Here is a 14,403-nt window from a genome sequence, read left to right on the forward strand (position 1 = left end):
CTTACCTAGGTGAATTGCTGCGCGTTAAGGAACTGGGCCTGACAAAAGAAATAGGTATTTCTAACTTTACCGTGGCACAAATTGAAGAAGCGGTGAGTATTTTAGGTGAGGGCGTTATCGCTACGAATCAGGTAGAAGTGCACCCTTATCTAACTAATGAAAAAGTGCGTGAAGCGTGTGAGAAACATGGCATTGTGGTTACAGGATATATGCCGTTTGCTGTTGGCAAAGTCCTAAAAGACGAAACTATCACTGGGATTGCCGATAAGCATGGTGTAAGCACTGCTGAGGTGGTTGTAGCCTGGGAACTGGCTCATGGTTTGGTCACTATTCCATCGTCGACTAAGCGCAAAAATCTGGAAACCAATTTCAAAGCGCTTGAACTTACGTTAGACGCCGACGACATCGCAAAAATTGACGCGCTAGATTGTGGCGACCGTCAGGCTAACCCAGATTTTTCACCTGCGTGGGACTAATTGGGGAAATCACATTGTTCAGGATAGCTTATACAAGTATATGTTTGTGCAATTTGGACAGGCCTAAGTAGCACTGTGCTCTGTAAATCAGTCTCTGGATGTTCGTTAATGACCAAAAGCTGCGGACACTGACGAAACAGATTCCGATTTTGTTATCAGCCTCAATATCATTGAGGCTTTTTTTTCATCTCTCGTAACATGAAGCGCTCAGGTGCCAAAGCCTGAAGTAAATCCTCTTCCATCGGCAAGGGTTCACCACACCATTGGCTTGCCAGTATTTCGGCCATTAGTGGGGCAGTCGTTAAACCTCTGGATCCTAAACCGGTTAATACGGTAATCGTTTGTTCGCTGGTGTTAAGCGGATAATCTGCTGGACGGAAACCTTTGTAAAGTTGCTCGTAGCGATGGGTAAGGGTGTCCGGCGAAATAACGGCACCTACAACAGGCTGGTGGTCTGCAACTCCCATTCGGATCGATGCGCGCGCGGTATAGTCATGCTCAATATTCTGTGCCCACGGGTAATCTGCCATGGCTTTCGCGTGGGTTGCCAGGTTTTGTTCACTTTCTTCACGACGCGGTTCACAGGTAATATCCTCTTTTACATAGGTAGACCCCAATGCTAACCGACCTTGCCAGGCGGGTGTCATATACCCTTTGTGACACAACACCGTGCGCAGTGAATCCAACGGCGCGTGCTCTGCAATTGCTTCAACCTGACCGCGAACAGGGCGAAGCGGCACATGCGAAAGCACACTTTGTTCTATGCTGTGATGACCACAGGCCAGGACGGCTCGTGAAAACGACCATTGCTGGCCTGACTGTTTGGCGGTCACGAGTGCGCTATTCTCATTGGTAGTGACATCTACCGGGCAGTCGTAATTCTCGGTTAGTAACCCTGTGCTTCTTGCCAGTGTTAATTGAGCATTGACCAGTTCTTGTGGGCTAATCCAGCCGCCAAGGGGGCAGAATAAGCCGCCTTGCTGCATTGGTATACCCGCGAGTGCAGAGGCTTCATCCTTTGTAACAGGATAGATTATCTGTTCTGGCCAGAGCTGCTTGCTGACCAGTTTCTGTTGTCTCGATGCGACTTCATCGTTAAATGCCAGCAACAATACGCCGCAGGGGGCCTGAGTAAAAGTGACGCCTTGTTCAGCCAGTTGCTGATAATACCGTGAGGCAAATAAAAAGCTGTGAGCCTGAATGCGGGCTGGAGGACTAAAACTAGCCTGAAGCTGCGGGTAAAAGCCGCCCTGACGATTGCCTGATGCGCCGTCTGCCGGCTCTGGCGCTTTGCCAAACAGCGTGACCGGGATCCCACGTTTACACAGCGCTAATGCAATACTGCTACCGGCTAAACCAGCACCGATAACCGCAACAGTATCGTCGTTGCCAAGCGACGTATCCGGGTAGCGGTAGTGCCAGGGTTGATGTGTTCGCAGTGTCGGCGCGTCGGTAAGAATCCCTGTTAGCATGTCGCGCTTACGGCCGAATCCTTTGCGCTTTTCAATTGTAAAACCGGCTTCTTTTAAACCGCGTTTTACCACGCCTGCCGCCGTAAAGGTGGCAAAGCCAGCACCGGGTTTACTCAATCTGGCCATTTGTGAAAACAGTGCGTCAGTCCACATGTCCGGGTTCTTGCTAGGGGCAAACCCGTCTAAAAACCAGCTGTCAACCAAGCCGTCTTTCGGGCAATGCCAGCAAGGTAACAAGTTGTGGACGTCACCCAGCCACAAATCAAGTTGCGTATGCCAGCGTTCAAACTGAAGTCGATGACAACCGTTTAACATAGGCGGATACTGGGCTACCAATGTGTCGACAAGAGGCGCAACGTCAGGAAACACTGCGAGTGCCCGGGTTAAGTCGCTGGCGGCGATTGGAAACTTTTCGGTACTGAGAATATGCAAGCGTTTCAGCGGGTGGTCAGGATTTGCATCTCGGAATCTGGCAAATGCCAGCATAGCCACCAGGCAGTTCAAACCAGTACCAAAGCCGGTCTCTGCAATCACATAATGAGGCTGAGTGCAGGCTTGCCAACGCGCGGCAATATCATTGCCTTGCATGAAGACATGTTCGGTTTCCTGAATGCCACTGTCATTGGAGAAATAGACGTCATCAAAGGCATCGGCAACAGGCGTGCCCTGATCGTTAAAATGTACATTTGCGGATCGCAATGGTTCTGTCATGAAGCGGTCAAACTATGCCAATAAAATTGCGCGGTATCATACCAGCAAGCGCTTTTCGGTTCACTGTTCCAATACAATGTCATCGACTACACTTGAACATACCAATAATCTACGTAGCATAGGGCGCAGATAAAAATAACCTGTGGAATGAAATTGCTAAGGGTTGGGGCAAAAGAGCAGACCACTTAGCAAATGAAAATCGTTACCATAGGCGCGTTAACGCAAAAGGATAATTATGAGAAGAGCAGTTATTACCGGGCTGGGCATCGTATCCAGCATTGGCACAAATCAACAAGAAGTTACCGCCTCATTAAAAGAAGGTAAGTCTGGGATCACTTATTCTGAGCAGTTTGCAGAAATGGGACTGCGGAGTCAGGTATGGGGCAATATTGATATTGACCTCAAGGAACACATCGACCGCAAAGCAATGCGCTTTATGGGCGATGCTGCTGCTTACGCTTATGTGGCCATGCAACAAGCCGTTGAAGACAGCGGCCTGGAAGCGTCTGACATTTCGAATATCCGCACGGGTATTGTTGCGGGTTCAGGTGGCGCGTCATCTGACAATCAGGTGGCTTCTGCTGACATTTTGCGTGAAAAAGGCGTCAAGCGCGTAGGTCCTTACATGGTACCTCGCTGCATGGGCTCCACCGTTTCTGCGTGTCTGGCAACACCGTTTAAAATTTTGGGTGTTAACTATTCAATTTCTTCAGCGTGTGCAACCAGTGCGCATTGTATTGGTAACGCATTAGAGCTGATTCAACTGGGTAAACAGGACATTGTATTTGCCGGTGGTGGTGAAGAACTGCACTGGGCACTGTCTTCTCAGTTTGACGCAATGGGCGCACTGTCTACCAAGTATAACGACAACCCGGCTGTGGCATCGCGCACGTACGATGCGGATCGCGACGGATTCGTCAGCAGTGGCGGCGGCGGTATGGTCGTGGTTGAAGAGTTGGAACACGCGCTGGCACGTGGTGCAAAAATCTATGGCGAAATCGTAGGGTACGGTGCTACCTCTGATGGTTACGACATGGTTGCCCCGTCAGGTGAAGGCGCAATCCGCTGTATGCAAATGGCCATGCAGGGCGTAGAAGGTCCAATTGACTACCTGAACACGCACGGCACGTCAACGCCGGTTGGCGACGTAAAAGAGCTAGCCGCGATCCGTGAAGTATTCGGTGATAAAGGTGTACCACTGGCGTCAACCAAGTCACTGACTGGTCATGCGCTGGGTGCGGCTGGTGTGAACGAAGCCATTTACAGCTTATTGATGATGCAAAACAACTTTATTGCGCCATCTATCAACATCGACAACCTGGACGAAGCGGCACAAGGCCTGGATGTTGTAACGTCCACGCGTGAAGCTCATCTTAATACCATTATGTCGAATAGCTTCGGCTTCGGTGGCACTAACGCCACCCTGGTCTTTAAGCGCTACAGTTAAGAAACTTTAATGTTTTAAAAAGCGCCCGCTACACAGCGGGCGTTTTTGTGTTTGAGACAGAAAATTTATCGCCCCACAAGCCGCTTTGCTATACACTTCGCGGTCATGAAAATACGTTTCGAAAACTCCATGCCGCTGGCTGCGGACTACTTAAATGCGTTTGGCTCTGCCGAAGGGTTCGAATCGGGTACTTTAACGCCTGAAGATCTAGTAGATGTTGATGTGCTGGCCGTGCGCTCGACCACTAAAGTGAATGCAGATTTACTTAACTGCGCCAACCGATTAGCGCTGGTTGCTACAGCAACCGCCGGGTATAACCACATCGATACGCAATATCTGCAGCAGCAGGGTATTTACTGGACTTCAGCTGCAGGGTGCAATGCGCAAGCCGTAGCTGAATATGTATTGAGTGTACTGGCAAACGCACATCTTTCGAATAAGCTGGATTTGCACACTGCCACCGTGGGTATAGTGGGCGCCGGGCACGTCGGGACTGCGCTATCGGGGTTACTTGATGCTCTCTCTGTACGCTATAAGCTTTACGACCCGCCGCTTCAGGAAGCGGGTGACACAAGAACATTTGCTGACTGGCAGTCTATAATAGCGTGCGACGTGATCACGCTGCATGTACCGCTGATAACCGGTGAATATTTTCCTACCGAACACATGATTGATGCTGCCGTGCTAGCGCAACTGAATGCACAACAGCTACTCATTAACGCATGTCGTGGTGAAGTGATTGATGAGGCCGCGCTAAAAAACCGATTGTTAAGCGAGAATGCGCCAACGGTAGTGTTGGACGTGTTTAACAATGAGCCCGGTATCGATCAAACATTGTTGCCGTTGATCTGGCTGGCGACGCCTCACATCGCAGGACACAGCATTGAAGGTAAATTGCTGGGAACACAGCGTGTTTATGAGGCCGTGTGTGAGCTCCAAGGCTCGACACCAGAATTAACACTGGATGATTTTATAGCGCCACCGGATGCGGTTGAACTGCCAGCGTTGGATAGTTCGCCTGAAAGTGCGCTCTCACTGGTACTGAAAGCCATATTAAGTGTGTATGATATCAGCGAAGACGATCGCCATTTTCGACAAGGGTTGGCAGATCAGGTCGCGTTTACGTTTATGCGCAAGCACTACCGCGTTCGCCGCGAATTAGCCGGCCATCAGGTTGTGGCACACAGCCCCTTGCCGCAGGCGGCGATTGCCATGCTGAATGCATTGGGTATGCACCCAAAAACCGTTTAATATTTACAAAGTTAGAAATACAGGAGAATACACTGTTATGTCACAAGCCTTTAACGTAGCCGTGCTGGGCGCCACAGGTCTGGTTGGTCAAACCATGATCGAGCTGCTGGAGCAACGGAAATTCCCGGTTGCTGAACTGTTTCCACTTGCGAGTTCTCGCTCAGCAGGCGGCACCATTACGTTTAAGGGCGAGGACATCGAAGTACTGGATGCCGAAAGCTTTGACTGGACACAGGTTCAGTTTGCGTTTTTCTCGGCGGGTGGCAGTGTGTCTGAGAAATATGCGCCCTTAGCAGCCGACGCCGGTTGTGTTGTTATCGACAACACGTCTCAGTTCCGCTACGAGCCTGATATCCCGTTGGTTGTGCCTGAGGTCAATGCCCATGCACTGGCAGACTTCCGCAATCGCAATATCATTGCTAATCCGAACTGTTCGACCATTCAGATGCTGGTAGCATTGAAACCGTTGCATGAAGCCTTTGGCATTGAACGCATCAATGTGTGCACTTATCAGTCGGTGTCGGGTGCCGGTAAATCTGCGCTTGAAGAACTGGCCACGCAAACCGCAGGGCTTATGAATTCCCGTGAGATTACGCCAGAAGCATTTAGCCGTCAGATTGCTTTCAATGCGATCCCGCAAATCGATGTTTTCATGGACAATGACTACACCAAAGAAGAAATGAAAATGGTGTGGGAAACCCAGAAAATCATGGGTGACGAAAGTATTTTAGTAAACGCTACCGCAGTTCGGGTGCCGGTATTTTACGGGCATGGCGAGGCAATTCACATTGAAACCCGCATGCCAATCGACGCCGAAGCCGCTAAACAGTTGCTGGCAGATGCGCCGGGAATCAAGCTGTACGATTCGCGCGAGGACTTCCCAACGCAGGTCGGCAATGCCAGTGGTAATGATTTAGTTCACGTGGGGCGCGTGCGCAATGACATTTCACATCCGTCGGGTTTAAACCTCTGGGTAGTGTCAGATAACATTCGCAAGGGTGCGGCTACCAACAGTGTACAAATTGCCGAAGTGTTGATTAGCGACTACCTTTAAACGTAACTCGCTGACAAATTTAATAAACTTATAGCAAGCTTGGTCGATAATACACTTAAGCTTGCTGTGCACACCGCTTCAGCATAGCCTGCAATGCTGCTGTTGCAGGGGGCTGGTGTGATAGCCAAACAGGTAAAAGGCTCGGGCTTTTGCTGTCTGGGAGCAACATTCCCTAGATCGACCCGACCAACTGGTTTATATTTTGTGTATAACGCAGTGAATGGTATACACCAACACACTGCCAAAACATGAAAAGAGCAAGGTAAAGGCATTTGCTGGCGCTAGCGAAGCCTGTACCACCCAATAAACCAGGGCGATTGCCAGAATAACAACAAACTCACTCAGTTATTCATTGAACACTGAGTGCGCGAGTGCAGATTGACTTGCTGTCATACTGCGCGACGCTTGAGGGCATAAAGGAACGCTATGAAATTGCATTTAACGGGTTGGTTACTACTAATAATGCTATGCGGCATTGTTAGCGACCCCGTTTCAGCGCAAACCACACCGCTTCGTGGGCCAAAAAACGCTACCGACCAATTCTCTGGTGCGGTATACGGCCCAATTGACTCTCAGGATACTCTGTGGCGCATTGCTAATCGTTACCGTCAAAATCAAAACCTGACGATATATCAGGTGATGGTGGCCATTTACGAACTGAATCCCGATGCGTTTGAACAGCAAAATTTAAATCTTATGGTAGATGGGGCAACCCTCAAGCTGCCTTCCGACCGTTATATCGCGCGAATCGATCCCATAAAAGCACGCTTAAAAGCAGAAGCTGATGACGCCGACTGGGCGAGAATGGAACCCCGGCCGGGTGATAGTCTGAATAACCTTAAGCCACCGGTGCCGCTTGTTAATCAGGATGATCTGACTCAGACTAAATCCGAGTTAGAACAGCAACTGGTGCAAATCGACCAGTCACAAGCGCGTCAGTTTGAAGAGTTACGCAATCAGTTTGCCGCATCAATCGACAGTGTTCAGGCGTTACTCGACGATAACCGGAAACTGTACGACCGTATCGAAAAAATAAATACCGATTTGGAATCGCTTCGCGGTCGGGTAGACGACGAAGTGGAAACCAAGGTCGAAGAACAACTGGCACTTCAACGTGAATTAAAAGAAATCCTGCTGAGCGATCGCGCAGCGAAACAAGCCGAGCAGGAAAATTCTATCGCGGCCATGCTTACCAGCCCTATGGCGCTAATCGCTGGTACAGCTTTGTTAAGCCTGTCATTTATTGCCGGCCTGGCGGTATGGCTGATGAAGCGAAAGTCATCACCTGCTGAACCCGGGGTGAAATTGCCTGAGCAACCGGCACCAGAAGTCGATGAAAGTATTGCTGACCTGTCGACGGCCATCGAAAGCGATATCGACGACAATGAACTCTCCGATGAAGAGTTGTTTAACGACGACGATTTACTCGACGACGTGCTGTCGACGGAGTTGGAGTCTTCATTAAATGAAGATGAATCGTTTGCTGATCTAAACGATGACATGCTGGTACCTGACGAAGGCTCTGATCCTTTCGAGGAAGGTGACAGCGAGCTGGACCAGGACGAACTGGACAGTTTGTTCGATGACGAATTTGCCGATGATACCGACGACGATGCCATAGACCTTTCCGCCGACGATGACTTACTGGAAGACTTCGAGTCAGAGCAACAGGCTGCGGACTTAGGTGAATTAAACGATGTTGAGGATGGCGAGTCACTGGCAGGGGACGAGGATCAAACCAGCGACGAAGAGTTAGCGGCCCTGCTTGAAGATCCTGAACAGGTTTATAAATCAGAAGAAAGTGAAGAGGTGTCAGGTGATGACATCGACGATATCCTGGCTGATAACGCCGCAGATGATGATTTTGATATCGACGACATCGATGCGTTGCTGGATGCAGAACAAGCGCCTGCACCTGAGCCTGAGCCAGAAATTGAACCACAATCAGACATTGATGAACTTGATGAGTCTGATGACGATATTGCCGCTGTACCGATTGAAAGTCCGGTTGATGATGAAGACGACGATAAGCCGGAAATTTCGATCGATGATTTGTTGGAAGAAAACCAACCAACAGAGGAAGACAAAGCCGCTTTACCAGTAGACGACGGCCCGGTTAGCGAAGAGATGCTGGGCAAGCTGGATGAGGAAATTTCCCAGCAGTCACAGGCTTTGGACCGCTTAACTGACAGCATAATCAGCGAAATTGACCAGATTGAAATGATGGGCGACCTTGCCGGCGATCTGGATGATGAAGACCTCGACGAGGATGTCATCGACACTCAGGAGCAAACCGATACCGAAGCAGAATCGAAACTGCAAAGCATTGACGACATTACTGACGACCTCGATGAAATCAATATCGATGACATCGAGAATGCGGATGTGTTTGAAGATCCGTTGTCCGACGAGCTGCTGGCCGAATTGGAAGCAGAGTTACCAGAAGACGATGAACTGGACGTGTCGCCATTGCCGGAAGCACCGGCAGATGATGTGGATGAGAGCAGTTTTGACGAAGACGTTTCCGACGATTTGACCGATGAACTGTTACAGGAGCTGGGCGAGTTCGAGCCAGAGCCAGACTCTGAACCAGATTCAGAATCAGAAGCAGAGGTCGAAGTTGAGGACGATTTCGACGATTCACAACTGGATGACCCGCTAACCGATGAGCTGCTGGCTGAACTTGACGCTGAGTTAGAAGACGCCGACGACCTTGCCGATTCAGACCAAGCATCGGCTGACGAAAGTGAACAAGACGCCGTCGACACACTGGACGATGCGCCGGAAAACATCGAAGATGACATGCCGGAAGACTCGCTGACCGACGAGTTACTGGCTGAGCTCGAATCATCAGAAGACGACATGGCGTTATCGGTAGAAGCAGATAACGAGGTCACATCGGAGAACGCTGAAGAGCTGGCAGATGACGATGCTCTAACCGACGAATTACTCGATGAGTTAAACGCGCAGGCTGAAGAAGCGACATCAGATGAATTAGCTTCAGAAGACGAGCTCTCGGAAGAGGTGCTCTTAGAAGAGCCCGCCGAGGACGCACTCAACAATGACGCAGAGGCTCTATCAGACACTCTGCCAGAGACTGAAGACGTAACTGAGGATGCACTGGAATCAGAAGAGTTTGACGTGGAATCTGAGCCAGAAGCAGATTCAATATCAGACATTGACCCAGAATCAGATGCCGAAGCCGAAAATCAGGCTGATGAGGCTGATGAAGCTGAAGAGGACCTGACTAAAGCTATTCTGGAAGAGCTCGACGAACTCGACCGTGCTGATGCGCTGGCAGAAGAGCAGGCAGAGGCCCAAGTAGATAGCACTGAACCCGAAACAAACGATCTGGCCGACGAAGGTCTTGAAGACGCCGAATCTGACGTAGATGACGATGCGCTAACAGGCGAGGCCGCCTTTGAAAAAGCATTGGCAGATTTCGACAAGCAAATGATGGACGACATCCCGTCATTTTCTGAACAGGCTGAATCGGGCGAAACACCATCAGACGATGGCTTCGATGATGATCTGCTGGGACAGGCGCTGGACGATTTTGAGAAAGAAATCGACAGCTTTGAACTGGAGCAGGAACAGGACGGCGTATTGCCAGACGCTGCGTCAAAAGAACAGCGCGATTCAGTCGATATTGATGAACTCGAAGATGTCCCTGGACTGGACGACTGGCTAACGGAAGGTAGCAGCGGCGAAGAAGCGGCTATTCTGGATGAACTCGACAACAGTGAGTTTGACGAATTACTCGGCGCTATCGACAGTGAAGAGCCTGAAGATAAAGCGCTGGAAGACTTCAAACTGGACAATCCGGATTTGGATTTGCAGGCACTGTTCAGCGAAGAAGCAACGGAAGCACCGGCGAGTGACGTTACTGACGACGCGTTGACCGAAACGGATGCAGAAGACAGCGCTGAATCCGATAATCCCATTGATGCTTCTATAGAAGACGATTTTGTGGATGTGGAAACGCTAATGGCTGAGTCTGATGCTACGGAAGAGGACGAAGCGGAGCGAGAGCTTGATTTAGATGTCAGTTTGTCAGAATTCAGCGGCGTAAGCGACGACGATGATGTATTTGATATCGACAAAGACGCAGGCCAGAATGCAAATCTTGATCTAGCTCGGGTTTACATTGAAATGGACGACCCGGAAGCCGCCAAAGAGTTGCTCGAAGAAGTGATGGATAAAGGCTCCGACAATCAAAAAGCGGAAGCAGAAAGCTTGCTTAAAACACTCAGCGCATAGCCGGGCATTGCAGCAGCTCAAATAGGCTGAATATCTCAGGCCCTGAACAACTTGCCTGAAACAGCACCACACAATGTAAGATGGTCCGAAAGGCAGAACGCGATTCGTTCTGGCATCGGGCCTTTTTTCTGGCCGGTGCATTTCACCGTAGTTAATCCATACCGAACTACATTCTGCCTACACTGCAAAGCCTTCTGATAGAACCCCATGTATAGGTTGTTTGTATACACTACCTAAAAATGGCTATTTTACGGCCGGGTATTCGCATCGCACACTTGGTTTCATTGATTGTTTTAAGAAGTGTTGAATCATGAAATTATTGTGTAAATACGGAATTCAAACCGTTTTTGTATTGGTACTGAGTCAGTGTTGGCTGGTGAATGCTGAGGAAAGAGAAATCACACAGCGGGTAAGTGCCAGAGTGATCGTTGACAACGACTTTGCCGGCGATCCGGATGGGTTAGCAGCGTTAGCCCACCAGTTACTCAGTAAAAAAACGGAAACGGTGCTAATTACTGTATCGGCTTTAGATCCTGAATTAGCGAAATTTAGTTACCGGGATAGGGATACCGCGGTGGCAGGCGCGCAAAAAGCGAATAAGCTATTGGCTTTGCTCGGGACGGAAGACGTGCCCGTTTCCCCGGGTTATGACTTGAATAGTCGGGATCATAATGAACCATCTAATGCCGCTAAAGCTATTGTGCAAGCGGCTATGCAAGACAGTGATTTACCCTTATTTTTCACCTGCGGCGGGCCACTGACTAATCTTGCCGAAGCACTAAAACTTGAACCTGCAATCGCTCAGCGCATGACCCTGATATGGATTGGCGGTGGTGATTATCCGACGGGAGAGCCGGAATACAATCTCATGACCGACCTCGACGCGGCAAAGTACGTGTTTGAACAGAGCACGGTGCCAATTTGGCAAATTCCGGTTAGTACATACCGTCAGATGCAATATTCGGTGGCGGAAATGGCCATAGATTTCAAACCTGTATCGCCGGCTGCAACCTGGCTATATGAACAATATACACACTTACCTCCGTTTGTAGACATGGGCGGCGCGCTGACTATGGGCGATCACCCACTAGTTACACTGAGTGCTCTGTCTGTACAAAGCAGCCAAAGTGACACAATGGCGTCAAGGGTCATCAATCCTGACGGCAGCTATGGAAAAGAACGGGTGGAACGCCCGATTCGAGTATTTCGCTCAATAGATGCCAGGCTAACATTTGCTGACTTTTTGGCGGTGATGAAGCTGAATAATACAAAGTCATGAAGTATGCAGACGCTCTGGCTAAACCTCTGTCGCATGGCAACAGAAAGTTGTCGACGGATACTTTGTTTTCTTTGCGGGATCTGATACCACTATGCTGACGCGCTAACGCTAACTTCGCATAAGGTAAATGACAAAAATGAAAACAATGAAACGGCCACTGGCAGCGGCACTGTTGGGAATGGCAGGCGTGCTCTTTTCAGCAAGTAGCTTTGCGGCATTGAGTGAAAAGCAGATTTCCGTAATGGACGCAATAAAGACCGAAGTAAAGCAAGATACGCTGTCTTATTCGTTGATTGAGTCCCTGACTACAGAAGTCGGGTCACGTATGGTGGGAACACCCGGCGCTGATCTCGCTACAACATGGGCTGTTAACAAGCTCAAAACACTGGGCTTCGACAAAGTCTGGATTGAGGAAAGTCAGGCTCAGCTGTGGCAACGCGGCGACCTAACCTTGCAAATTACCGCGCCATTTCCTCATAAAGTCGTCGGGCTGGCGCTGGGTGGCAGTGTGGGTACCGACGGCAAGCCCTTAACCGCAGAGGTGGTGCATTTCGCGGATCTTGCTGAGTTGCAAGCTGCCCCGGCAGGTAGCCTGAAGGGTAAAATTGCGTACGTCGGGTACAAAATGGAACGTCATATCGACGGCCACGGTTATGGAAAAGCTGTTGGCGCCCGTGTGGCAGGTGCTTCTGCAGCGGCAAGCAAAGGCGCTGTGGCCTTCTTGATGCGCTCTGTGGGTACAGACACCGACCGTATCGGCCACACTGGGGTAATGCGATACGATGAAAAGCATCCTAAAATTCCTGCGGTAGCTATTTCTAATCCGGATGCCGACTTGCTGGAAAACATGTTTACACGCAACCAACCCGTGTCGTTTACGATTACCACCAATGCTAGCGGCCCTACAGGGAAAACCGTGACCATTGCCAATGTAATTGGCGACGTTACAGGCAGCACGAAGCCCAACGAGTATGTTACGCTCGGCGCGCACATCGACAGTTGGGATGTGGGTACCGGCGCTGTTGATGACGGCATTGGCATGGGGATTATCATGGCGGCAGGGCATTATATTGCCGAATTGCCTGAGCGTCCGGCTCGTACACTGCGCGTAATACTCTTCGCCGCAGAAGAAATTGGACTGGTGGGCGCAGAAGATTATGTGAAGCGCCACGCTGACGACATGTCGCAGCATGTCATGGGCGCTGAGTGGGACTTCGGCAATGGCGAAATTTATAAAATGGAGCCTGGCGTGGGGCCAACGGCGTTGAATGCCATACGTGATTTTGCGGAATATATCGCACCGATGGGCGTTGCCCTGGCCACCACTAATACGGCCAAAGGTCAGTCCGACATGAGTCTACTGGGTAAAGCGGGCCAACCGGCGGTGAACTTTGCGCCCGATGGTCTGGATTACTTTGATTTTCACCACACCGAAAACGACACGCTGGACAAAGTAGACCAGGATGCACTGAAGGTGAATACCGCGATTTACACGCTGTTTGCCTATTTTGCGACAAGCAGCGATACGGATTTCAGAAAATAACCACATAAAACCCGCAGGGAAGGGCTTTTCTTCCCTGCAAAATTGCCCCTTCTACCGCCTTATAATACACTTACGCCCCCGTTTAATAATTGCTGTACACACATGACTCGAATTGCACTAGGTATTGAATATGACGGCGCACAACATTACGGCTGGCAACGCCAGCGTGAAGTGCCGAGTGTTCAGGAACATTTGGAAAAAGCCTTATCGACGGTGGCCAATACACCAATAGAAGTGCAGTGCGCTGGTCGCACCGATGCCGGTGTGCATGCAACAGGTCAGGTTGTGCATTTTGACTGTGATGCGGTACGTCCGCTCAAAGCCTGGACTATGGGCGTCAATGCTAATTTACCCTCGTCGGTGGCGGTGAAGTGGTGTGTGCATGTATCCGACGACTTTAATGCGCGTTTTTCCGCCACGGGCCGACGCTATCGCTACGTCATCTACAATCACAAAATGCGTCCGGCCATTTTAGAGCAGGGTATTACACACATACACCGCCCTCTGAATGAGCAGCTTATGCATGAAGCAGCACAAGCTTTATTGGGTGAACAGGACTTCAGTGCGTTTCGCGCTGCCCTATGCCAGTCTAAAACGCCGTTTCGCAACGTTACCAATGTCACGGTGTCGCGCCATGGGGCCTTTGTGGTCGTCGATATCAGTGCCAATGCGTTTCTCCACCATATGGTACGCAACATTGTTGGTTCGCTGGTCGAGATTGGATCGGGGCATCAGCCGGTTGACTGGATAGCAACATTGCTGGCTGGTCGCGATCGTACGCTATCTGCGGCAACTGCGAAGCCAAATGGTCTGTATCTGGTAAAAGTGGATTATCCTGACGCGTTTGGTTTACCCGAGCAGCCACTTGGTCCGTTATTCCTGCCAGACTAACTTCTTAGACCAGTTTTAC

At 50.1% G+C, this 14,403-nt stretch carries 9 protein-coding genes; 8 read left to right on the plus strand and 1 reads right to left on the minus strand.

Annotation, left to right across the window (positions count from 1 at the left end; translation table 11 throughout):
- The coding region (locus tag AC4MRN_RS05060; RefSeq protein WP_491202667.1) for an aldo/keto reductase at positions 1 to 476 on the plus strand (476 nt) is incomplete at its 5' end.
- 167 nt (positions 477 to 643) lie between these two features.
- On the opposite strand, the gene mnmC is transcribed toward AC4MRN_RS05060, so the two are convergent.
- On the minus strand, positions 644 to 2,659 hold the full coding sequence (gene mnmC, locus AC4MRN_RS05065; RefSeq protein ID WP_491202668.1) for a bifunctional tRNA (5-methylaminomethyl-2-thiouridine)(34)-methyltransferase MnmC2/FAD-dependent 5-carboxymethylaminomethyl-2-thiouridine(34) oxidoreductase MnmC1: 2,016 nt from the start codon (positions 2,657 to 2,659) through the stop codon (positions 644 to 646).
- Between the two features lie 235 nt (positions 2,660 to 2,894).
- On the opposite strand from mnmC, the gene fabB reads away from it, so the two are divergent.
- The 7 genes from fabB (at position 2,895) to truA (ending at position 14,384) form a co-directional block, all read left to right on the plus strand.
- Complete coding sequence (fabB, locus tag AC4MRN_RS05070; protein WP_491202669.1) at positions 2,895 to 4,106, plus strand: beta-ketoacyl-ACP synthase I; 1,212 nt, start codon at positions 2,895 to 2,897, stop codon at positions 4,104 to 4,106.
- A gap of 105 nt (positions 4,107 to 4,211) precedes the next feature.
- Positions 4,212 to 5,357 carry a 4-phosphoerythronate dehydrogenase gene (locus AC4MRN_RS05075; RefSeq protein WP_487966541.1) on the plus strand — a complete coding sequence of 382 codons (1,146 nt, stop codon included), beginning with the start codon at positions 4,212 to 4,214 and terminating at the stop codon, positions 5,355 to 5,357.
- A gap of 37 nt (positions 5,358 to 5,394) precedes the next feature.
- Positions 5,395 to 6,411: an aspartate-semialdehyde dehydrogenase gene (locus AC4MRN_RS05080; RefSeq protein WP_491202670.1), complete on the plus strand. Its 1,017-nt coding sequence runs from the start codon at positions 5,395 to 5,397 to the stop codon at positions 6,409 to 6,411.
- A 426-nt stretch (positions 6,412 to 6,837) separates the two neighbouring features.
- Entirely contained in the window at positions 6,838 to 10,671 is a 3,834-nt protein-coding gene (locus tag AC4MRN_RS05085; RefSeq protein WP_491202671.1) for a FimV/HubP family polar landmark protein, read from the plus strand.
- 310 nt (positions 10,672 to 10,981) lie between these two features.
- Complete coding sequence (locus tag AC4MRN_RS05090) at positions 10,982 to 11,950, plus strand: nucleoside hydrolase (RefSeq protein ID WP_491202672.1); 969 nt, start codon at positions 10,982 to 10,984, stop codon at positions 11,948 to 11,950.
- A 136-nt stretch (positions 11,951 to 12,086) separates the two neighbouring features.
- Positions 12,087 to 13,493: a M20/M25/M40 family metallo-hydrolase gene (locus tag AC4MRN_RS05095; RefSeq protein ID WP_370241519.1), complete on the plus strand. Its 1,407-nt coding sequence runs from the start codon at positions 12,087 to 12,089 to the stop codon at positions 13,491 to 13,493.
- A gap of 102 nt (positions 13,494 to 13,595) precedes the next feature.
- Positions 13,596 to 14,384 carry a tRNA pseudouridine(38-40) synthase TruA gene (truA, locus tag AC4MRN_RS05100; RefSeq protein ID WP_155014462.1) on the plus strand — a complete coding sequence of 263 codons (789 nt, stop codon included), beginning with the start codon at positions 13,596 to 13,598 and terminating at the stop codon, positions 14,382 to 14,384.
- Positions 14,385 to 14,403: the final 19 nt, after the last annotated feature.

Source organism: Marisediminitalea sp. (assembly GCF_984433645.1).